Source organism: Qipengyuania sp. S6317L1 (assembly GCF_023015615.1).
Lineage (GTDB): Bacteria > Pseudomonadota > Alphaproteobacteria > Sphingomonadales > Sphingomonadaceae > Erythrobacter.
In genome coordinates this window covers 259,590-281,276 of the sequence record NZ_JALKAJ010000004.1, presented here as the reverse complement: position 1 = coordinate 281,276, position 21,687 = coordinate 259,590, and the positions used below count along the sequence as shown (strand labels likewise).

Genomic DNA, 21,687 nt, shown 5'->3' with positions numbered 1-21,687 from the left:
GCAGGGGCAGGATGTTTAATGCCCTGTGCACTTTTTGACCGCTATTATCGGCACTGCGGATCAAAAATGCTGCTGTCATGTGTTGATTCATATGGGCAGCTAGATACACTCACCGAATCCGGCCGGCTTTCTATCGTTAAGTCTGGCCCGGATTCGAGGACTATTAGGAATGACCAAATTGAGCGGTACTGACAGCAAAAGCACCCTATATTGCAGCTTCTGTGGCAAGTCTCAGCATGAGGTGCGCAAGCTGATTGCGGGCCCGACTGTTTTCATCTGTGATGAATGTGTTGAGCTTTGCAACGATATCATTCGCGAAGAAACCAAAGCTGGCATCGCCGGCAAGAAAGAAGGCGAGGTCCCAACCCCGTCTGAAATCTTCGCAACGCTTAATGATTATGTGATCGGCCAGAAGAGCGCAAAACGCAATCTGTCGGTTGCGGTCCACAACCACTACAAGCGCCTCAAGCATTCGGGCAAGGCGGGCGAGGTTGAACTTGCGAAGTCCAACATCCTTCTCGTGGGTCCCACGGGTACGGGCAAGACGCTGCTTGCCCAGACGCTAGCGCGCACTTTCGATGTGCCGTTCACGATGGCCGATGCGACCACGCTTACCGAAGCGGGCTATGTGGGCGAGGATGTCGAGAACATCATCTTGAAGCTGCTGCAAGCGTCCGACTACAACGTCGAAAAAGCGCAGCACGGCATCGTTTACATCGACGAGATCGACAAGATTACCCGCAAGGCAGAAAACCCCTCGATCACGCGCGACGTGTCGGGTGAGGGCGTGCAACAGGCTTTGCTTAAGCTGATGGAAGGCACCACCGCTTCTGTGCCTCCACAAGGCGGTCGTAAGCACCCGCAGCAGGAATTCCTGCAAGTCGATACGACCAACATCCTGTTCATCTGCGGCGGTGCCTTTGCAGGCCTCGACAAGATTATCGCCGACCGTTTGCAGAAACGCTCCATCGGTTTTGGCGCGCACGTCGCCGACCCTGAAAAACGCCGCATTGGCGAACTTCTGGAAAAGAGTGAGCCTGAGGATCTTCTCAAGTTCGGCCTCATCCCGGAATTCGTTGGTCGTCTGCCGGTGATCGCAACGCTGCACGACCTTGATGTCGATGCGCTTGTGACGATCCTTCAGGAGCCGAAGAATGCTCTGGTGAAGCAGTACAAGAAGCTCTTTGAGCTCGAAGATGTTGAACTCAGCTTCACCGATGAGGCTCTGAAAGCCATCGCTGAACGCGCGATCAAGCGCAAAACCGGCGCACGTGGCCTTCGTTCAATCGTGGAAGGCATCTTGCTCGATACGATGTTCGACCTTCCCGACATGGAAGGCGTGACCGAGATCGTGATCGACGAAGACGTGGTCGCGGGCAAGAAAGATCCGGTTCGTGTCCACGGCGGTGAGGCTAAGGAAGAGGCGGCTTAATGCTGCTACGGCTGATGTTGGGCGGGGCTATTCTCTCCGCTCAACCCATCGCTGCCCAAGCGCCGGCAAAAAACGCCGAGCCCGAGAAACCGTCGCTCGAATGTTCGCTCGGGCCGATCGAGCGGTTTTATGATGCAATTCAGTGGTACGTGTTCGGCAGTTCAGATGGACAGACGGTTGCCTTCTTCACTGGGCCAGAATCGCCTGATGACCTAGGTTTCTACTTCATAGTGTTTCACGATGGGGAGAAGTATAAGGTTTACGGCGAAGGCAATGGCGACCGCGCCCTCACCCAGCCCGCCTATGATGCGATCAGTAATATGCGCTCTGAAGAATACATGGCGCTGCACAGCGAAGCGCTCGCGATGGGTTCCTCCGCGAAACCCAACCCATGAAAACAATCGGCATCCTTGGCGGGATGAGCTGGGAGAGTTCGGCCCAGTATTATGCGCTGATCAATCGCGAAGTGCGGGCGCGTAAAGGCGGGATCGTTTCTGCGCCGCTGGTGATGCACTCTTTCGATTTCGACCATATCGCCGCGCTTCAGCGCGCTGGAGAATGGGAGCAATTGGGCGATATCCTTGGGCAAGCAGCAGCAGGGCTGGAAAAGGCAGGGGCCGATTGCATCCTGATTGCGACCAACACCATGCACCTCGTCGCGCCGCAGGTTGAGACGCGTATTTCATGCCCGCTCCTCCACATTGCCGATCCTCTGGCCGAAGCCTTCAAAGCGGCCGGGCACGATACGGTCGGCCTGTTGGCAACCCGCTTTACGATGGAGCAGCCATTCTACGCAGAGCGCCTGGCGCAGCATGGTCTTAAAGTGGTGGTCCCTGATGAAAGCCACCGCGCAGAGATCCATCGGGTCATTTTCGACGAATTGTGTGCGGGCGAGGTTCGCGCCAAATCGCGGGAATTTTACTGCGATGTGATCGACGATCTTCAGTCTCGCGGCGCGCAAGGTGTGGCTCTGGCCTGCACGGAAATCATGCTTCTGATCGAACAATGCCACAGCCCGCTGCCGCTGTTTGATACGACCGCACTGCATTGCAAAGCCGCGGTCGACTTCTCAATGTCTTGAGCCCCGAAACGGCTGCACGGCAGCCGAAAGGCCTACTGGCCACCCGCCGCGGGCGCAGCTTGGCTGCGCGCCTAGCGAGGATGGAGCGTAACCACCAAGACTCAAAACCCCGCCCAGCTTCACGAACGAAAAGCTGGGCGGGGCAAGGATAGGCGCCTTCTCGCAAGGGAGGGGAACGGAGGAGAAGGCGCCCGGGTTGGCTGGGTAATACAGTTTACGCAGGCAGGAACACTCCATCGGTCACGTGAATGATGCCGTTCGAGGTTTCGACATTCGCCGTGGTGACAGCGGTCGCGCGGCCCTTGGCATCGGTGATGACGATAGTGTCACCCGACAGGCGCGCGGTGAGCTTTGTGCCGGCAAGCGTTTCAATGGTCGCTTCGCCGCCGTGTTTGTTAATAAGACCAACGAGGTCATCCGAGGTCACTGAGCCCGATACTGCGTGATAGACAAGCACATTGGTCAGCATGCCCTTGTTCTCCGGCCGCAGCAGCGTCGAAACGGTGCCTTCGGGAAGCTTTGCAAATGCGGTGTCGGTTGGGGCGAACACGGTGAAGGGGCCGGGGTTGGAGAGCGTGCCGGCCAGATCGGCTGCGGTCACGGCTGCGACGAGCGTGTTGTGAACGCCGGTGCTTTGCGCGGTTTCGACGATGTTGGGGGCTTGTTGCTGTGAGGCGCTCGACTTGTGGTCATGAGCGGAAAGCGGCGCGGTGGCGATAGCGGCAATGCCGGTAGTCGCGGCAGCAATGCCAAGAATAGCGGTGCGGAAGGATTTGCGGGGGTGCATAAAAATTCTCCAGTTTGTGCAAGCCCTCCCAGTCTTGCATGAAGAATTACGGGACGATTTCGGGGCTGGATGCATGACCCCGTGAGGTTTTTGCAGTTAAATCGGAAAAGCTTGAAATCGCGCCCGAAATTCCGCGCCGCGGCCATGGGGGTCAGACCTTCGAAAAAGCCCCTTGCGCAACCACAGGCCCTGCATCCTGACCCACTGGCTTGCCGCCGATCGGCTCACGGGTGAGCACAAGTTCGGCCCCGTCGCCCATATTGGCGATGATATCTGCAGGAAGTTGTTTGCCCAGCACTTCGCCCGGTTTAACCACGCCAAGCGATTGCAAGGCGCTGCCATCGTCCGGGACAAGCCAGAGTTCATGGTCATGCACACCGTCCGCGGTAAGGCCGATAGCGCCAACCAGAAGCTGTTCGCTTTGCGGGATGTAGGTCACGTCAAGACGCAGGCCGGTGTCACCGATTGGCACCTGAGCCACGAGGGGATCGCTCGCGGCCAATGTTGTTTCATCGCCCGAAGGCGCAATGGCCCCCGGCTCGCTGCCCGGCGCGAAAACCATGACAGCCAGCATGATTGCGGCGGCCGCCGACGTAATGCCAGCGGCCCACTGCCAGCGTTTAAGGCGATCTTCGAGCGATACCACCTTTTGCATCGCACCGACTGCCGTATCAGCTGCATTGGCACGCTGCGAAGCGGCCACCGCCTCGGAAATCCGCACCCAAACGACATCGCTCGGCTCTGCGCCTGCAACCTCATCGGTCCACGGAGCAAACCAATTGTTCCACCAGTCCTTGCGCCAGCGATATTCGGGATCGTTTTCAAGCTTCGCACGCGATTGTGCCAGCTCCTCGCCTTCGAGCAGCCCAAGGGCATGCTCTGCGGCAAGCATTGGATTGTCGCGTTCGGCATCGTCAAACGGCGTCTTGTCGTTGCTCATGCCGCCTCGCTCGCCTCAAGACACGCGCGCAGCTTTTGAAGGCCACGACGGATCCAGCTTTTCATCGTGCCTAGCGGCACGTCCGCGCGGGTCGCAAGCTCGGCATAGGTAAAGCCATCGAAGAACGCGCTGCGGATGTGTGTTCGCGTGCGCTCATCAAGGCCTTGAATGCACTTGTGAATTTGTGCAGCGTTTTCGGCATCAACCATCAGGTCGTCCGCTAATGGCGTGTTGTCAGGCAGCGGCAGGGCCTCTTCCACGGGCACAGCGCCCTGACGCACTTTGCCTGTGCGCAGGCGGTCAATCGCACGGTTGCGCGCAAAAGTGGCGAGCCACGAAATCGGGCTCGCTCGTTCCGGATCGTACCGGTCGGCTTTCTGCCAAAGATTGATATATACGTCTTGCAAGGCGTCTTCTGCTTCTTTCCTGTCGCCCAAGATACGCAGACAGATTCCAAAAAGCTTCACCCGGGTTGACTCGTAAATTTCTTCAAGAGCCGCGCTATCGCCATCGGCAAGGCGCACCATAGCGCCGCGAAGCTTTTCGCGCGCGATATCCGCTGCTTGCTTGTTTTGCCCCTCAACCATCTGCTTACACGCGCACGCTTGGCCCGCTTATGCGGCGCCAAATGCAGGTTAAGATAGAGCGTGTGTGCCTTTGCACGGGTTTCGTCATCCTTCCGCTTGGCTTTGCGATGTGCGCAAGAGCCACCTCAAGGTCAATCCTTGCATCTATTGCAATTGGGACGAGCGGACGGGCAAAAGGTTCCTATTCGTAAACACACGATGCGCGCCCGCCGAGCTTCACATCGCCGATTGCACGCTCGATCCGGTTGCCGTGGCGCGCCAGCCAGCCGCCCGGATTCTTGACCGAGCGTGTCTTGGGCGAGGGGAGGGCGACGGCCATGCGTGAAGCTTCATCGGGGGAAAGACGCGCAGCCGAATGCCCGAAATAGCGCTGCGCACCCGCTTCTGCGCCATAGGTTCCTATCCCGGTTTCCGCGACGTTGAGGTACACCTCCATGATGCGCTCCTTACCCCAGACCGCTTCGATCCAGAATGTGAACCAGGCCTCGAACGCTTTGCGGACATAGCCGCCGCCCTGCCATAAAAAGACGTTCTTGGCTGTCTGCTGGCTGATCGTAGAGCCGCCCCGGATGCGGCCACCTTGCGCGTTCTCGCGGGCGGCTTGTTCGATGGCTTCGGTGTCGAACCCCCAGTGTTCGCAGAATTTCGCATCCTCCGCCGCAATCGCGGCATAAACGAGATTGGGGTCAATGTTTTCGATCGCTTCCCAATCTTTCGTGACCGGGTTTTCGTCCATCACCATCGTCGCGGTTATGGGCACAGGCACAAATTTGAAGAGGATCACCAATGCCAAGCTGATCCCGACGAACCACAGGATGATCTTGGCGATTGTTCGGGCCAGAAAGCGGGGGACGGCGTTCATGGAACGTCATTTAGGAAAGACGGGGGCAGCGCGCAATTGCAATGCGTATCTTGCGCAAGCCTTCGCGCCGTGCTTGATTGCTGGCAAGAGACTTCGGGGAACAAGATCATGACATTTATTCGCACTGCAACCGCCGCCATCGCCCTGGCATTCGCCAGCACTCCGGTGCTTGCCTCGGCCGATGATCACAGTGTTGATCATGCGGCTATCAAGGCAGCGGTCGAGGCAGAATATGACAGCTATCTCGCCCCACTTTTCGTGCATTTTCACGAGAATCCCGAACTTTCCTTCCTGGAACATGAAACCGCCGCGCGCATGGCCCAGGAACTGCGCGATGCAGGCGTTGACGTGACCGAAGGCGTTGGCGGCACGGGCGTTGTCGGGATGCTGGAAAATGGCGATGGTCCGTTGATCCTCGTGCGCGCGGACATGGATGGCCTGCCGGTGCAGGAGAAGTCGGGGCTCGATTATGCCTCCTCCGCAACCCAAGTGGGCCAGGATGGCAAGGAATACCCGGTGATGCACGCGTGCGGACACGATGTGCATATCACTTCGCTTGTCGGCACGGCGCGCCAGCTTGTCGCCATGAAAGACCATTGGAAAGGCACGGTCATGTTCATTGTCCAGCCCGCTGAAGAGCGAGTGGGCGGGGCAAAAGCGATGCTGGAGGATGGCTTGTATGAGCGTTTCGGCAAGCCTGACTATGCGCTCGCGTTCCACGTCGCCTCGGTCCTGCCCACCGGCAAGGTATCGGCAGCAGAAGGCATCCAATACTCAAGCGCGGACAGCGTCGATATCAAGGTGCCCGGCATCGGCGCACACGGGGCAAGCCCCCACTCTGGGCGCGACCCGGTCTATATCGCGAGCCAGATCGTCACCGCGCTCCAATCCATCATTTCGCGCGAGGTCCAACCGCTTCAACCCGCGGTGATTACCGTGGGTTCGTTCCACTCAGGTTCGAAGCACAATATCATCTCTGACTTGGCCGAATTGCAGCTGACCGTTCGTGCCAATGACGAGAGTGTGCGCGCCCAATTGCTTCAAAGCATCGAGCGGATCGCGGTGAATACGGGCAAAGCACATGGGCTGCCCGACGATATGCCGGTCGAGGTGGTTGTTAGCGAGGGCACGCCAGTTACCTATAACGATGTCGCGCTTGCCAAGCGGCTTAACGGCGTCATGAAACGCGACCTTGGCGAAGACGCTTTTCTTGAGTTTCGCCAACAGGGAATGGGTGCGGAAGATTTCAGCTATTTCGTGGCTGAGGATATGGGCGTGCCGGGCTATTACTTTGCGGTCGGCGGCACTCCGCAAGAAGCCTTCGACGCAGCCGAAAATGGCGGGCCTGCTGTGCCCAGCCACCACTCGCCCTTGTTCAAGGTAGAGCCGAGGCCGAGTGTGACCTTGGGTACGCGGGCGATGGTGGCAGCGGTCTTGGATCTGGCACCGGCGGATTAGATTGCGTGCTTATTACCGCGATGGACGATGATTTTTGCCGGTTGAGGAAGTGAGAGATGCCGGTCGAACCAAATAATCCAAAGCGGAAGTATCTCGCGCTGATTTGCGTCAGCGCTGCAGTCGTGGTTGGCACTATCCTTTTGTTGTCAAAAGAAGCAGTTCCTGATGAGGTCGCTGATAGCTATTGCGATCGTAGTCAGCCACATGCCCTGATCGATCTGAGGCTTCCCGAAATGAAAGAGTATGAGAGTGATGTGCAACTTACCATCACTCTTCCATGCCGGTATATTCGCGATCAGTACCGATATTCGAGGTCCTTTAGAGCAGTAAATTATAAGACTGGGAAAGTGAGTGACGCTCTTCTGAGCGAGGGTGATCGAGACTTCGTTTGGTTTACTGTCCGTGATTGGGCGTACCCAGAGGAACAGATACTTTTTCAGCATTGGCAAGCATACGAACCAAATGGCGAAGAGCGGCATGGTCTATTGTATGCGCCGCAGATTGTTCCAAGCCGACCAGAAAACCGTTGGAGAATAGGATTCTTCAAGCCCGATGTCTCTGGAAGAGAGTTCCATATATGGTGCCCTCCCGAAGCTGACGGATTTGCGATTCTCCCTCAGGAATGGTGCACTATGCGGATCATGCTGAACCCCACTGAGGTTCGTGGGCGTAGACGGGCTGTTCGGGTCAATGCAACATTTAGAATTGAACGGCTTGACGATTGGAAGGAGATCGAAGGGCTGGCGCTGGAGATTTTCGCAAACACTTCCTTAAATTAAAAACCCTCCCCGGTTCAGACCGGAGAGGGCTTCTTGAAATTCTCAAACTTTAGCTAGCGCTTACGCCATTCCGGGCAGCAGTCGGTCGCCTGCGATCCGCTGCATCGCTTTTTGCAGCTTTTCAAAGGCGCGCACTTCGATCTGGCGGATGCGCTCACGGCTTACATCGTACACCTGTGAGAGTTCTTCCAACGTCTGCGGATTTTCCGTCAGGCGGCGTTCGGTGAGTATGTGCTGCTCGCGCTCGTTAAGGCTGTCCATTGCTTCGGTCAGCATTTCATGGCGCACGCTCGCTTCTTCAGCGTCGGCAACCGTTTCGTCCTGAAGCGGGCGTTCGTCAGTCAGCCAGTCCTGCCATTCGCCAGCACCCTCTTCGCCATTGCGCATGGGTGTGTTGAGCGAGCCATCGCCGCCCATCATCATCCGGCGGTTCATGTTGACGACTTCCTGCTCCGGCACGCCAAGATCGGTCGCGATTTTCGCGACGTCTTCTGGGTGCAGGTCGGAATCGTCATAGGCTTCGAGTTGCTTCTTCATCCGGCGAAGGTTGAAGAACAGCTTCTTCTGGGCCGCGGTGGTGCCCATTTTGACCAGGCTCCACGAGCGCAGAATATATTCCTGAATGCTCGCCTTGATCCACCACATCGCGTAGGTCGCGAGGCGGAAACCGCGGTCGGCTTCGAATTTCTTGACGCCCTGCATCAGGCCGACATTACCCTCTGAAATCAGGTCAGAGACGGGTAGGCCATAGCCGCGGTAACCCATTGCGATCTTGGCAACGAGGCGAAGGTGCGAGGACACCAGCTGCGAGGCTGCTTCCGGGTCTTCGTGCTCTTCATACCGCTTGGCGAGCATATATTCCTGCTCGGCGGTCAGCACGGGATATTTCTTGATTTCCGACAGGTAGCGATTGAGGCTTTGCTCACCACTCAGAGCCGGAACAGAGGCTACTTTACTCACGTTTTTTCCAACCTTTCTTTCGTCGACCCCGTCTTGTCGGACCCCATATGGGCATCCGAAGGTACGGGCCACGTGGTTACATATATTCGATTCTTTTGCGTTTTGCAGCGCATTTCATCGATAAGAACGGCCAAGTTCGTCGATTAGTTCCATCATATCCCCCGGTAAATCCGCGTGAAACCTTACCTCTTTCCCAAGTATCGGGTGTAGGAAACCCAACTCGGCTGCGTGCAAGGCCTGGCGGGCAAAGTTCAGCTGTCCAAGCAGCGGTTTGAGGGACTTTGGTGCTTTGCCGTAGAGTTGATCTCCTAATAGCGCATGACCGATTGACGCACAGTGAACGCGCACCTGGTGGGTGCGGCCCGTTTCCAGCCTGCATTCGATCAGCGCACTCGAATCCAGCCGCTCGAGAACCTTGTAATGGGTTACCGCGTGTTTCCCGCGTGAGGAATTCTTGGGCAGGACAGCCATTTTCTTTCGGTTGTGGTCCGAGCGGCCCAGTTTCTCGTCGATCGTGCCTTCCTTGGGGCTGGGATGCCCGCCACACACCGCAAGATAGCGGCGATGGACCGAGTGCTCGGCGAATTGCGCGGCGAGCCCCTCATGCGCGGCGTCACACTTGGCTACGACAAGGAGGCCGGAGGTGTCCTTGTCGATCCGGTGGACGATGCCGGGGCGCGCAACGCCTCCAATGCCGGAAAGCGAGCCGCCGCAATGGTGGAGGAGCGCATTCACCAGCGTCCCATCGGGATTTCCGGCGGCGGGATGCACCACCATGCCTGCGGGTTTGTTGACGACGATCAGATGCTCATCCTCGAACGCCACATCGAGCGGGATGTCCTGCGGCTGCGCCTCTGCCTCGGCAGCGGCGGGCACGTTGATGCGAAACGCAGCGCCACCTGTAATCTTTGCGCTTGGCGAGGTGGCGGGTTTGCCGTCCATTTCCACCCGGCCATCAGCGATCAGAGCCTGCACCCGCGCCCGCGAAAGCTCGGTTGCATCGGCCAAAGCCTTGTCGAGCCTTGCCGGGGCCGCAATCGTGCCTGTGATGACTTGAGGGTCAGACATGGCTAGACCCATGGGCGATGGAAACACGGGTGACAAGTGAGGTGATAAGGTCGCTGGAAGAGGCTGCACGGCGTGCCTTACCGCAAGAGGCCTGCGGGATATTGCTCGGAGAAGGGTGCGCGATCACCCGCTTTGATGAGGCGCGCAACGTTCACCCGTCACCGCAAACCCACTTCGAAATTGACCCGCAAACGCTTATCGATACCCACCGCAAGGCGCGCGATGGCGGCCTTCAGATCCTGGGCTATTTCCACTCTCACCCCAAAGGGCCAGCCGCGCCATCGCAAACCGACCAAAAAAGCGCGGCGGGCGACGGGATGCTGTGGGCAATATGGGGTGAGGGGGCGCTTACATTCTGGCGTGACGAGCCGCCTGCTTTTCGCGAAGTTTCCTACTTTTGCACCGACAGCTAAGCCGCGCTTGATGCAGCGCAAATATGCCTCCGTTTGCCTCCCATTTGGTGGAAGTTTGAACGCTGCCTGTGGCCCCAAAAGAGTTTTGGTCTTAGACAGTGTCTCAAGTGTCTCAAACCTTCTCGGCCAACTTTCACGGATAAAGGCATAAATGACCTCCCAAACCGATCTTGCTGCTCTTCTTTGCTCGCGCCTGTGCCATGATCTCTTGTCCCCTGTGGGCGCTCTTTCCAACGGGATCGAGCTTCTTGCAGATGAAAACGATCCGGAAATGCAGAAACGCTGCGTCGAACTGCTCGAACAAAGCGCCAAGACCAGCACCGACAAGCTCAAATTCTTCCGCCTCGCCTTTGGTGCAGCGGGCGGGTTCGGCGAATATGTGCCAGTCGAGGAAGCGCACGAGGTAATCGCCTCGCTTGCTGGCGATGCAAAGCGGGTGGAGCTTAACTGGCAAGTGCCCGATGCAAAGCTGCCCAAGGCGGCGGTCAAGGTCATGCTCAACCTCGCGCAGATCGCATTGGACGCATTGGTGCGCGGCGGCACGCTTGATATCGGGGCAGAGCGCACCGGCGGCAATGTCGAAATCGTCGCGCGGGCAACGGCGGAAAGGCTCGCCTTTGACGAAACCATCGGACAGGCATTGCAGGGCAATCTGCCAGAATCTGAGATCTCCAGCCGCACGGCGGCCGCGCATATGATCGCGCTTCTCGCAAAAGAGGCGGGCGGCGGCCTGCAGTGGGCCTTGAACGATGGCGCGCTTGTTCTGGGTGCGGTCATGCCGGAACCCGAAGGCATGATTGGGTGAGCCCACATCCGACAGGCGGCGCTCGATCAGGCAGTTGGCGCGATATGGAGACGGGTGAGCTCGTCCACCGCGTGGTGCCATCGCCCAATTGCAATGACCGCCAACTCCCGGTCAGCATGGCGGTGATCCACTACACCGAAATGAAGCCGGTTAAGAGCGCTCTTGACCGTCTGACCGATCCCGAAGCCGGCGTGAGCGCGCATTACCTCATCACCGAGGAAGGCGAAGTCATCCAGCTTGTGAGCGAGGAAAAGCGCGCCTGGCACGCGGGCGCATCCTACTGGCGCGGGGTCAAGGATGTGAATTCGGCCAGCATTGGTATCGAGCTCGATCATCCGGGGCACGATCCGGCGAATGGCGGATATCGCGGATTTGAAGAGGCACAGTTCGAAGCGCTAATCCCGCTTCTGGCACGCATTGTGAAGGATTATGACATCGCGCGAAGCAATGTCGTGGGACATTCCGATGTGGCACCATTGCGCAAGATCGATCCCGGTGAACTTTTCCCGTGGGAGCGCCTTTCTGAATACGGGCTGTGCCTACCGACACCGGCGAAATTCGATCACGCCGATCCGTTCGACAATGACGGCGCATTCCTGCTCGCGCTTGAGCGGTTTGGCTATGACATTACCGAAGGGATCAAGGCGATCGAGGCGTTCGAACGGCGCTGGCGGCCAGAACGGATCGAAGGCAGGCCAGACGCGCAATTGGGCGCGATATTGTGGCAGCTTTTGCTTGAGCGCGATCAGGGACGAGTGCGCTAAGCGAACTGGATGGCTTTAACCGGGGCGCTTTCACCGGGTCGTTTCAAATGGGGCGGCTTCGAGCTTTCCTACCCGACACAACTGGTCTAAAGCGGCTCGCATCAGGGGGCTGAGGCAGCCGCGTATGCTTTCGGGCATGCGAGGAAAGTCCGGGCTCCACGAAACAAGGGTGGCGGGTAACGCCCGCCGGGTGTTGGCGTTTGCGCCAGCATTCAGGGAAAGTGCCACAGAGAGCAAACCGCCGATGAGCCCCGCTGATTTCAGTTGCGGCTACAGGCAAGGGTGAAAGGGTGCGGTAAAAGCGCACCGGGGGTCTGGCAACAGGCCTCGCACGGCAAACCCCACCCGGAGCAAGGCCAAATAGGGGTCTCGTGCCTGCTCACGCAGGCGAGGGTGTTTCGCCCTTTGAAGACCCGGGTTGGCTGCTAGAGCGCGCCTGGCAACAGGCCGCCCAGATGAATGGCTGCCGCCTCTTCGGAGGAGACAGAACCCGGCTTATGATGCCCCCTGATCCTCGTTTTCCTACTCAACGTGAGGCTGCAAAGCCGCCGCAGCGCCAAGGGTCCCGGCGTATAGCAAACCCACATACAAAACGCCGGGCCTTACCTGAATTGGCAAGGCCCGGCGCTTGTTCAGAACCGGAGTTCTATTTCGAGGCTTAGAAGCGCCAGCTCAGCGATGCCTGAGCCTGGTCGTTCGAAAGAACGCCGCGGCCCATGTCCGAGGTGACAGACACCGATGCCGAGAAGTTGTTGCCAAGCAGCATTTCCGCGCCGGCGTTAACGCTCACCCACTCTGGATCGAGCGAGTTGGCGATGCTGAATGACGTATCAGCTGCACCGAAGAAGTGAGCGGATACAACGTCTTGCGTGTCGCCAAGTTCACGAGCATAAGCCACCGAACCGAACGCACGAAGCGCGCTCTTCTCGCTGGTTTTGATGTCGAAACTTGCCATCGCACCGAGTTTCGCGCCCACCGAAGTGAAGGTGCGATCATCAATGCTGAGGCCGAATGCGCCTGCGCCAGTCTCATCATAGCCGCCGAGCTGATTGTTGAGATAATCGACGCTGGCCACCGGACCCATTTCGATACCGTCAGCAAGGTCGAAGGCATAGCCCATGCGGACCCCGCCAAATACCTGGCTGCTGTCGGATTGGCCAAGAGCGTTGTCGTAGGCAAGAGCGAACTCACCTTGCGCTTCGCGGTTGGCACCAAGGCGAAGATCAGCAGAGCCTGCATAACCATCAGCGAACAGACCGCCGTCGTTATAGCTGGCATAGATCGCAACCGACTGGGCAAGATCGCCCTGGGTTTGACCACCGGTCAGCACATCCTGGCTGTTGCGGATGTTGGAGACGGCCACACCGAAGCTGAAGCCTTCCGACAAACGCATATCCGCACCGACGGTGATTTCACCGGCTTGGGTGAGAGCGGCTTGTTCGAACGCATTCGCGCCCATGTTGCCAGTGCTCACGCCGTTGACGCCAAAGGCACCAAAGCCGCCAAAACCGTTGCCGGTCACACCTTGCTGGATCTGGCCCCCATTGCGGTAGACGCCCGATGCGGTGCCGAACACGCCGATCTTGCCAACTTCAGCAGGAGCGCCGCCAGCGATGGCGAAGCTTGCGTTGCCAGCAGCGCTGAACGCACCCGATGCACGCGAACCGTCACGCAGCGTGAGATTACGCTGAGCGATCTGGCCGGTGAAGCGATGCGACATCGCATTGGCTGCAAACGTCTGGTTGAAGGCGTTCATCGGAGTGATCGACGACAGGGTCGCGCCAAGGGTGTCAACGCTTGCTGCATCGATGTAGTCGAACAGACCAGCAAACTCGGCAAAGCGCGTTGCACGCATTGTGTCGAGCGAGGTGCCCAGCGATTCCATCCGGCTGCCCCGACCAAGGAGCGTACGAAGGCTGCGAGCAACGATGTTCACAATGACTTCGTTACCTTCAACCCGCGATTCAGCGGCCAGAGTTGCCGAGTTGCTGAACAGGACCGTCTCGTCGAAAGTACCGTCGATCGCACCAGCGGTCAGAGCGGTGTATTCGGTGCCAAAGCGTGGACGACGATCGTTGGTTGAAACGATCAGCGTGCCGCCAAGCAGAGCTGTGCCGCTGACGTCATAAACGTCTGCTGCAACAGTGCCGCGACGGCCACGGCTGAAGTCAGACCAGACGCCGCCACCCGAAGTGTTCAGGAAGTCGCCGTTGATCGTCATCGAACCAAAGCCGCCAACACCGCCAGCGTTCAGCAGGCCGTTGATGTTCAGCAATGCCGTCGTGTTGATCGTACCGCTGTCACCGCCAAGCTCACCTCCAACGAGGAAGTAGAACGGGGTGTTGATGGTGCCGTCATTTTCAACGAGACCGCCGAATTGCTCGATATCCTGAACAACATCGAAGCTCCATGGAGCGCCGATAGCCAGCTGTGCACCGGAATCGTTCACTACCAGCTTGTCGATCTCGACATCCAGATCGACCGTGGTGCGACCGGAGTTGTTGAGATGGACTTCGAAATATTGTGCTGGATTCGCGAATGCGACGCCGGGCGTACCGTCGGTGTTTTGTGGCACAAAGCCGGTCGAACCCGGGCCGAGCAGCGCCGAGCTTTCCGGCAAGGTGGTATCGATGCCTTCAAAGCCGGGGGTGATAGTCCCGTCATTGCCCGAAATATCGACGCCAAGAACGGTGCCGAGTTTTGGACCGCTTTCGAAGATGCCTGGCTCGTTGCCGGTTGGAATACCGTTCACAACTGCGCCAGTTTCATCCTGAATGAAGAAGCCCGGATCAAGGTCTTGGGTCCAATGTGTTGGATCCGACCAATTGCCATCGCCAGCGTTCGCCGAGACATACTTGTAAGGAGTGTTCTCGGTGATGAACTCGAAGAAAGGATAAAGCGGGTTGTAGAAACTTACATCCGAATAGGCAGAGCCAAGACCAAAGAAGTCAAAGCCGCCTGACAGAACACCGATTGCGAGCGGGAAGTCTGCAAGTTGGTCGGCAACCAACGGCGAACCGGAGTCGCCGGGAGCCGTTCCCACTTCACCGGGAAGCGCATCGCCGTCAAAATAGTCGATGGCATAGACAGCTTCGAGGCTTTCACACGAAATCGTGTCGCCTGGGAACACACAGCCTGCTTGTTCTTCAGGCGTGCGATCGGGATTGTCGAAATCGGTCCAGTAGTAAGCCTGGCTTTCAAATCCGAGAACCTGCGTCGATGGTGCAAAGTCCGGGAAGATCGGGTCAATATAATCGCCAAGGCTTCCGACCATGCCGAGCATATTTTCACCCACGCGGCGAAGGAAACGATCGCCCGTGTTGCTGCCCCCGGTAAGACCGGTGCCGTTGGTGCCATAACCCACTTGCAGAACGTGCGTAAGCTCGGTCAGCGGAGTAAGAAGGATCGGCAGTGAAGGCACGTCAAGGATCGGCGTATCGACAGCGACCAGGGCCACGTCAGCCCACGGGAAACCAAGACCTGTATTGTCGAGGTTGCCGGTCGGGTGGATGACGACGTCGGTGCTCAATGCAACGCCGCCATCGGCATAGCCAGAACCGTCACCGATATAGGTGAAGATACGATCCGCGCTGCTTTGGCCGGTGGCGAGCAGCAAGGTGGTCGATGCGCCCGAGCCCGGAAGGCCGTATTCCTCGGACGAGAACGTCGCGAGGCCCGCATCACTTTGGTTGACACAGTGTGCAGCTGTCAAAACCGTGCGTGGGTTGATCACACTGCCCGAGCAGTTGAAAAACACGCCGCCACTGATGTTGTCCTGAATAAAGATATGCACCGCATAAGGCGCTGTATCATCAGGATCGCCGAAATCGACGCCCACATCGTCGCGCACGATCAGCTCGGAGGCCGGGCCCGTGATCGAACCGATGTAATCACGGTCAGTGCGCGAAATGCGAAAGTCGGTGGTGCCATCGAAAGTGACAGACAATGCGCCGGTATCGATACCGGAGAAGGTGTTGAGCGGTGCCACTGCGGCGCGCGCATCATTACCATCTGCGGTTTCGGTGTCTTCGGCCACTGGGCCCACGAGATCGGCATCGACCCCGTCGTTTGCATACGCGGGAGACGCAGCAAGAGCTCCGGCGAGAGCAAGACTGCCCACGCCAGACATTAGAATACGATTATTCATGAAAATGCCCCTATTTTGAAGTTTCCCCTGCGATGGAGGCTACATAGGCAGGGGCGGATTCCAAAGAGAATTTTTTACACTTTGTTAAGAATCCATGACTTCCGCGGGAAACGGCGGCAAAAACGACCTCTGATGTGCATTAACGCACAGGGTTAATAGCAAAACTTGCAACAGACAGGTGTGATTTTGACCGCAATTTGCGAGCGACTCGGAACGACTCGCAGCCGGTAATTACGCGCGGCCAATACTTTCGTAAGCGAAACCGCGAGCGCGCACGTCTTCGGGCGAATAAATATTGCGCAGGTCCACCAGAACGGGCGCATTGGCGAGCAACTTGACCCGGTCCAGATCCAGAGCCCTGAAGGCATCCCATTCGGTCACGATCACAGTTGCATCTGCTCCTTCGATGGCGGCGTATGGATCATCGCACATCACCACCTCGGGCATCAGAGGCTGGGCCTGCTCCATGCCTTCGGGGTCGTATGCCGACACCTTGACACCTGCATCGGTGAGCGTTTGTGCAACCGCGATTGCAGGAGAGTCGCGCATGTCATCGGTGTTGGGTTTGAAGGTGAGGCCAAGAAGCGCCGCCTTCTTGCCGCGCGCTGCGTCCGCGCCGCCAAGGGCATCGAGCACTTTGCGACCCATTGCGCGTTTGCGGCTGTCGTTGACAGCCACCACGGCCTCGACAATGCGGGTGGGGCTGTCGTAATCTTCAGCCGTTTTGAGAAGGGCCAGTGTGTCTTTCGGGAAGCACGAGCCGCCATAGCCGGGCCCCGCGTGCAGGAATTTGGAACCGATGCGGTTGTCCATACCGATACCGCGGCTCACATCCTGCACGTTTGCTCCAACCTTCTCGCACAGATCGGCCATCTCATTGATGAAAGTAATTTTCGTCGCAAGGAACGCATTGGCTGCGTATTTGATAAGTTCGCTGGTCCGGCGCGACGTGAAAAGAATGGGCGATTCATTGAGGAAGAGCGGGCGATAGACCTCGCTCATCACTTCGCGCCCAAAGTCATCTTCGGCGCCAATCACAATCCGGTCCGGCCGTTTGAAATCACCGATTGCTGCACCTTCGCGCAGGAATTCAGGGTTGGAGACCACAGCAAACCGGTGGGTGGTGCCGCTGTCTTCGAGGATGCGTTCGACCTCATCACCCGTGCCCACCGGAACGGTTGATTTGGTGACGATCACCGCTTCGTTGGAAAGGCTCTCGCCCACTTCTTTTGCAACGGCGTAAACAAATGACAGATCGGCGTGCCCGTCTCCGCGGCGGCTTGGCGTGCCGACGGCGATGAAGATGGCCGACGCGTCCTTGATCCCTTCGGCAAGCGAAGTGGTGAACGAAAGGCGGCCTGCTTTAACGTTGCTTTCAACCAAGGCATCAAGGCCAGGTTCGTAGATCGGCATAACGCCATCATGCAGGCGGTCGATCTTGCCCTGGTCCTTGTCGATGCACACGACATCATGGCCAAAGTCGGCAAAGCATGCTCCTGAAACGAGCCCCACATAGCCCGATCCCACCATTGCAATTTTCATCGTATAAGTCCCTTGCGGCAAATGCCTGCTGCATTGTCTGACGCCGTGCCATTAGGCGAGCGAGCCCTAAAGCACGTTTAAGAAAGCGCTGTTACCCTCTTTCGCCGTGAAAAATCTCGACCGGTCCATCGCCGTCCTTGATCGTCTGGATAATCCGGCGTTGATCGCCTTCGAGCACGAGCGCGCTAAGCACACCTGAGCGAAAAGCGCCAGTGTCAATGCCGATCCGGTTGCCGCGGTCGTTGACCTTGTTGAAGATCGTGTGGCCATGGACCACGACCTTGTCGAGCGGTCCTTCATGGCTCAAGAACCGGTCCCTGATCCACAATAGATCGCTGCGTTTCTGATCCTCGATGGGCACGTTCGGATCGATCCCTGCGTGAACGAACATGTAATCGCCCGCGACCACATATTCTTCAAACGAGGCGATATAATCGCGCTCCGTCTTGGAAATGAACTGCGGGAGCGCCTCGAACAATTCTTCGAGCGACATCGCACTGAACTGTTTTTTCGAAAGGCCGTAGGATATCACCGTCTCGCGCCCTCCGTGTTTCAGGAAATGGCGCAGGATTTCAGGCTTTTTGAAAGCATCGAGCATCATCTGCTCGTGATTGCCGGCAAGGATGCGCACGGTGCGTTCCTTTTGCCAGCTTCGCGCAAGCGCAACCACCCCTGCGCTGTCCGGCCCGCGGTCGACCAGATCACCCAGAAGCACGACCTGAGTATTCATGGACGGGCGTGACGCATCATCGTCCTCGATCGCTGCAACCATCGCTTCGAACAGATCGAGACGTCCGTGGATGTCGCCGATCAGATAATACCGCTCGCCTTGCGGAACGGCAGGGGGCGGCAATTGCGGGCGAGACCGAAAGAGGGAGCGGATTGCGTCAAGCATGGGTGTTGTAACGTCGCGGAGTGCCGATTGTGTAAATGAGAGCTTAGCTGATGAAAGCTTTCGATAGGGGCGGGATGCCTATTTAGTCTTGCGTGCGCGCAACGGCAACCAAAGCAAGAAGACCGCTCCACGCAGATGCCCGGCTACCACCATCAAGTGATGCACAAACTCAACAGTTTTTTGCCAATAGAGCCTCATTTGCCATTTTCTTGAGCAATTTCCCTTGTGCAACGCACCAATTGTGTGCACGATTATGTCGCGTTCGGACGAGACTGCCTCATAAATAAGCAGCCGCCGGATGTGCAGGTGGGACGAAGCGACAACAAAAAACAAGGAAGTTGTAATGCTCACGTCCATTCGCGGTCTTTCGGCCGCTACTCTCTCCGCCGGTCTGCTTTTTGCAGCCGCTCCCGCTTTTGCTGAAGAAGCAAAAACCGAATCGACCGCTGAAGAAGCTGTTGTGCTCGACACCGCATCGCTGCGCGCCGCGCAGCCGGTTGATGAGGCGCGCTCAAGCAATATGGCGGAAGACAGCGAAATTTCATTCTCCGCCAACGTCGCGCTGACATCGGAATACCGTTTCCGCGGTGTCGACCTGTCTGGTGGCGAAATTGCAATCCAGGGTGGTTTCGACCTTGGCCACTCTTCTGGCCTCTACGTTGGCACCTGGGCTTCGAGCCTTGATGAGCAAACCGTTGGCTATGGCTCGACCGAGCTTGACCTCTACGCCGGCTGGAGCGGGGACCTCACCGACGGACTGTCCGCAGACGTGGGCGCCATCGTCTACATCTACCCGGACGCTGGTCCTGGTGATTTCGACTATTACGAATTTTATGGCTCGCTTTCGGCCTCGATTGGTCCGGCATCGGTCACGGGCGGTTTTGCCTATGCGCCTGATCAGGATTCGCTTGGCAGCACTGACAACCTCTACTTCTACACAGACGTGGGTGTCGCCATCCCGGACACGCCGATCACCATCAACGGCCACGTGGGTTACACTGACGGCTTCCTGACCTTCACTAACAACAGCAAGGCTTGGGACTACTCGATCGGCGCTGACTTTGCGGTTGGTCCGGCAACTCTCACCGCTGCTTATGTCGGCGTTGAAGGGGATGCGGCTATCGATCCGCTGGGCACCTTTACCGACGATGCTTTCGTATTGACCCTTTCAGCTAGCTTCTAAGCTCTAGCTGCAGGCACTACCCGCGCAAAAGCGGGAGGAACGGGGCGCGGGACCGATGGGTCCTGCGCCCTTTTGCTTGAGGCCGTTTGTCTGCGGTCATTTGCTGGCGGGCTTGCGGCGCGGGCAGGCTGCAACTATTTCCTGCACCCGCCCCGTGCACCTGGAAAGGACAGCCTCAATGGTCAAATATCTTCACTCCATGATCCGCGTCAGCGACCCTGACGCCACAATCGACTTCTTCAAACTCATCGGACTGGAGGAGGTCCGCCGTTTCGATGTGGAGGCCGGGCGTTTTACGCTGATCTTTCTAGCCGCTCCGGGACAAGAAGGCGTTGCCGAGGTTGAACTCACTTACAACTGGCCGTCCGAAGACGGGAGCGCGCCGGAAGAATATGACGGCGGGCGCAACTTTGGCCATCTCGCCTACCGCGTCGATGATATTTACGAAACCTGCCAGCGTCTTGCGGATGCTGGCCACATAATCCACCGCCCACCGCGCGATGGACATATGGCTTTCGTCAAATCACCCGACGGGATTTCGGTTGAACTTCTGCAAGAAGGCAATCTTGAACCCAAGGAACCATGGGCCAGCATGGAAAACACCGGCAGCTGGTAGAGCAAGGCGGCGGCGGGCTGAGCAGATAGCCCAGCCCGCGCGCCGCTTATCCCTTGCTTTCAAGATTGGCGACCGTGTCCGGATGCTCGGTCGAAAGTCGCAGCACGATGAAGCCGAGAATGGCTGAAATCGCCGAGCCTGTCAGGATGCCGATCTTGGCCTCGTCAATCAGCAGCTGGTTGCCGGGGAAGGCGAGAAGGCCGATGAACAGGCTCATCGTAAAGCCGATGCCGCAAAGGATCGTAATACCCCAAATCTCCTGCCAGCTTGCGTGATCGGGACGCGGCGCAAAGCCGGTTTTGTCGCAGATAAAGATGGCTGAGAAGATGCCGACCTGCTTGCCCACAACAAGGCCGGCAGCGATTGCGACGGGAAGCGGGTCGAGCAGGTTTTCAACCCCGATACCATCAAGCGACACGCCCGCATTGGCAAAACCGAAGACAGGGACAACCAGATAGGCGCTCCACGGGGCAAGACCATGCTCGAGCTTTTCGAGCATCGAGTTACCGTCACGGCGGTGAAGCGGAATGGTGAGCGCGGCGAGCACGCCTGCGATGGTTGCGTGGATGCCCGTATTGAGCACGCAGAACCACAGCACAATGGCGAGCAGAATATAGGGCCAGAACACCGAAACCTTGCGCATGTTCAACCCGACCATCAATGCAAGCACGCCCGCAGAGGCGGCCATCCACATGAGGAAGGACGCAAGGTTATCAACCTCGGTGTAGAAGAACGCGATCACCAGAACCGCGCCGATGTCATCAACGATCGCGACGGTAAGCAGGAAAATGCGCAAGGAGCCCGGCACGCGGTTGCCGAGCAAGCCCAGCACGCCCATCGCAAAGGCGATATCGGTCGCAGCAGGGATGGCCCAGCCGCGCGAATAGTCGCCGCCGCCTGACACCAGTATGAAGACGATGGCCGGGGCGATCATGCCCGCAGCCGCTGCGATCATCGGCAAGCGCCGCGCCTGTGCACTGGCGAGTTGCCCCTGTATCATCTCGCGCTTCACTTCGAGGCCGACAACAAAGAAAAACACAGCCATCAGCCCGTCATTGACGACGTAATGCAAGGACTTGAGCTTTTCGTGCGGATACCAGGCAAACTGGCCGTTGATCAGCGCATCGTATTCATTTGCAAAGGCAGAGTTCGCCGCAAGCATTGCCGCAGCGGCCACCAATATAAGCAGAACGCCTGCCGAGGCATCGCCAACAAATAAAGCGCGAACAGGAGCAAAAAGTCGACGTAATGGGCTCAAGGTTATGCTTTTGTTGTCAGGCATGAATTTTCGGTCCGTTTCGGATATGATGGATTTAGTTGCCAAGCCTTACGGCCAATGTTACTCGTTTCTTAGTTCAGGGAAGTCGG

At 57.9% G+C, this 21,687-nt stretch carries 20 protein-coding genes and 1 other RNA gene; 11 read left to right on the top strand and 10 right to left on the bottom strand.

Annotation, left to right across the window (positions count from 1 at the left end; genetic code table 11):
• The first annotated feature begins 169 nt into the window (after positions 1–169).
• From clpX to MWU38_RS10550, 3 genes are read left to right on the top strand one after another with little or no spacing between them, the layout of a single operon-like run.
• Complete coding sequence (gene clpX, locus MWU38_RS10560; protein ID WP_247271770.1) at positions 170–1,432, top strand: ATP-dependent Clp protease ATP-binding subunit ClpX; 1,263 nt, start codon at positions 170–172, stop codon at positions 1,430–1,432.
• Positions 1,432–1,827, top strand: coding sequence for a hypothetical protein (locus MWU38_RS10555; protein ID WP_247271769.1), 396 nt, complete (start codon positions 1,432–1,434; stop codon positions 1,825–1,827). Before clpX ends, MWU38_RS10555 begins: the two co-directional genes overlap by 1 nt.
• Complete coding sequence (locus MWU38_RS10550; RefSeq protein WP_247271768.1) at positions 1,824–2,513, top strand: aspartate/glutamate racemase family protein; 690 nt, start codon at positions 1,824–1,826, stop codon at positions 2,511–2,513. The genes MWU38_RS10555 and MWU38_RS10550 overlap by 4 nt, the downstream gene beginning before the upstream one ends.
• A 214-nt stretch (positions 2,514–2,727) precedes the next feature.
• Here the strand turns inward: MWU38_RS10550 and MWU38_RS10545 are convergent, their stop codons facing one another.
• The 4 genes from MWU38_RS10545 to mtgA form a co-directional block, all read right to left on the bottom strand.
• Complete coding sequence (locus MWU38_RS10545) at positions 2,728–3,300, bottom strand: fasciclin domain-containing protein (protein ID WP_247271767.1); 573 nt, start codon at positions 3,298–3,300, stop codon at positions 2,728–2,730.
• A 151-nt stretch (positions 3,301–3,451) separates the two neighbouring features.
• Positions 3,452–4,240, bottom strand: coding sequence for an anti-sigma factor (locus tag MWU38_RS10540; protein ID WP_247271766.1), 789 nt, complete (start codon positions 4,238–4,240; stop codon positions 3,452–3,454).
• On the bottom strand, positions 4,237–4,827 hold the full coding sequence (locus MWU38_RS10535; RefSeq protein ID WP_247271765.1) for a sigma-70 family RNA polymerase sigma factor: 591 nt from the start codon (positions 4,825–4,827) through the stop codon (positions 4,237–4,239). Before MWU38_RS10535 ends, MWU38_RS10540 begins: the two co-directional genes overlap by 4 nt.
• Before the next feature lie 181 nt (positions 4,828–5,008).
• Entirely contained in the window at positions 5,009–5,689 is a 681-nt protein-coding gene (gene mtgA, locus MWU38_RS10530; protein WP_247271764.1) for a monofunctional biosynthetic peptidoglycan transglycosylase, read from the bottom strand.
• A gap of 108 nt (positions 5,690–5,797) precedes the next feature.
• Between mtgA and MWU38_RS10525 the strand changes: the two genes are divergently transcribed.
• Positions 5,798–7,147 carry an amidohydrolase gene (locus MWU38_RS10525; protein ID WP_247271763.1) on the top strand — a complete coding sequence of 450 codons (1,350 nt, stop codon included), beginning with the start codon at positions 5,798–5,800 and terminating at the stop codon, positions 7,145–7,147.
• A 56-nt stretch (positions 7,148–7,203) separates the two neighbouring features.
• Positions 7,204–7,926: a hypothetical protein gene (locus tag MWU38_RS10520; RefSeq protein WP_247271762.1), complete on the top strand. Its 723-nt coding sequence runs from the start codon at positions 7,204–7,206 to the stop codon at positions 7,924–7,926.
• A gap of 60 nt (positions 7,927–7,986) precedes the next feature.
• Here MWU38_RS10520 and rpoH read toward each other — a convergent pair whose 3' ends face one another.
• Both rpoH and MWU38_RS10510 read right to left on the bottom strand, forming a co-directional pair.
• On the bottom strand, positions 7,987–8,886 hold the full coding sequence (rpoH, locus tag MWU38_RS10515; protein ID WP_247271761.1) for an RNA polymerase sigma factor RpoH: 900 nt from the start codon (positions 8,884–8,886) through the stop codon (positions 7,987–7,989).
• A gap of 114 nt (positions 8,887–9,000) precedes the next feature.
• On the bottom strand, positions 9,001–9,954 hold the full coding sequence (locus tag MWU38_RS10510; protein WP_247271760.1) for an RluA family pseudouridine synthase: 954 nt from the start codon (positions 9,952–9,954) through the stop codon (positions 9,001–9,003).
• Positions 9,955–9,971: 17 nt separating this feature from the next.
• Between MWU38_RS10510 and MWU38_RS10505 the strand changes: the two genes are divergently transcribed.
• From MWU38_RS10505 to rnpB, 4 genes are all read left to right on the top strand, one after another.
• On the top strand, positions 9,972–10,367 hold the full coding sequence (locus tag MWU38_RS10505; RefSeq protein ID WP_247271759.1) for a M67 family metallopeptidase: 396 nt from the start codon (positions 9,972–9,974) through the stop codon (positions 10,365–10,367).
• A gap of 151 nt (positions 10,368–10,518) precedes the next feature.
• A complete protein-coding gene (locus MWU38_RS10500) occupies positions 10,519–11,172 on the top strand; it encodes a histidine phosphotransferase family protein (protein ID WP_247271758.1) in 654 nt (217 codons plus the stop codon).
• A gap of 44 nt (positions 11,173–11,216) precedes the next feature.
• Positions 11,217–11,936, top strand: coding sequence for an N-acetylmuramoyl-L-alanine amidase (locus tag MWU38_RS10495; RefSeq protein WP_247271977.1), 720 nt, complete (start codon positions 11,217–11,219; stop codon positions 11,934–11,936).
• A gap of 101 nt (positions 11,937–12,037) precedes the next feature.
• Positions 12,038–12,451, top strand: an RNA gene (gene rnpB, locus MWU38_RS10490) — RNase P RNA component class A.
• A 143-nt stretch (positions 12,452–12,594) separates the two neighbouring features.
• Here rnpB and MWU38_RS10485 read toward each other — a convergent pair.
• The 3 genes from MWU38_RS10485 to MWU38_RS10475 all read right to left on the bottom strand — a co-directional run bounded on the left by MWU38_RS10485 (position 12,595) and on the right by MWU38_RS10475 (position 18,520).
• The gene (locus MWU38_RS10485) at positions 12,595–16,083 is read right to left on the bottom strand and encodes an autotransporter outer membrane beta-barrel domain-containing protein (RefSeq protein ID WP_247271757.1); all 3,489 of its coding nucleotides are present in this window, start codon (positions 16,081–16,083) and stop codon (positions 12,595–12,597) included.
• 231 nt (positions 16,084–16,314) lie between these two features.
• On the bottom strand, positions 16,315–17,625 hold the full coding sequence (locus MWU38_RS10480; RefSeq protein WP_247271756.1) for a UDP-glucose/GDP-mannose dehydrogenase family protein: 1,311 nt from the start codon (positions 17,623–17,625) through the stop codon (positions 16,315–16,317).
• A 91-nt stretch (positions 17,626–17,716) separates the two neighbouring features.
• On the bottom strand, positions 17,717–18,520 hold the full coding sequence (locus MWU38_RS10475) for a metallophosphoesterase family protein (RefSeq protein WP_247271755.1): 804 nt from the start codon (positions 18,518–18,520) through the stop codon (positions 17,717–17,719).
• 343 nt (positions 18,521–18,863) lie between these two features.
• Between MWU38_RS10475 and MWU38_RS10470 the strand changes: the two genes are divergently transcribed.
• Both MWU38_RS10470 and MWU38_RS10465 read left to right on the top strand, forming a co-directional pair.
• The gene (locus MWU38_RS10470; RefSeq protein ID WP_247271754.1) at positions 18,864–19,703 is read left to right on the top strand and encodes a TorF family putative porin; all 840 of its coding nucleotides are present in this window, start codon (positions 18,864–18,866) and stop codon (positions 19,701–19,703) included.
• A gap of 178 nt (positions 19,704–19,881) precedes the next feature.
• A complete protein-coding gene (locus MWU38_RS10465; RefSeq protein WP_247271753.1) occupies positions 19,882–20,319 on the top strand; it encodes a VOC family protein in 438 nt (145 codons plus the stop codon).
• Positions 20,320–20,365: 46 nt separating this feature from the next.
• Here the strand turns inward: MWU38_RS10465 and nhaA are convergent, their stop codons facing one another.
• Complete coding sequence (gene nhaA / locus MWU38_RS10460; RefSeq protein WP_247271752.1) at positions 20,366–21,601, bottom strand: Na+/H+ antiporter NhaA; 1,236 nt, start codon at positions 21,599–21,601, stop codon at positions 20,366–20,368.
• Positions 21,602–21,687: the final 86 nt, after the last annotated feature.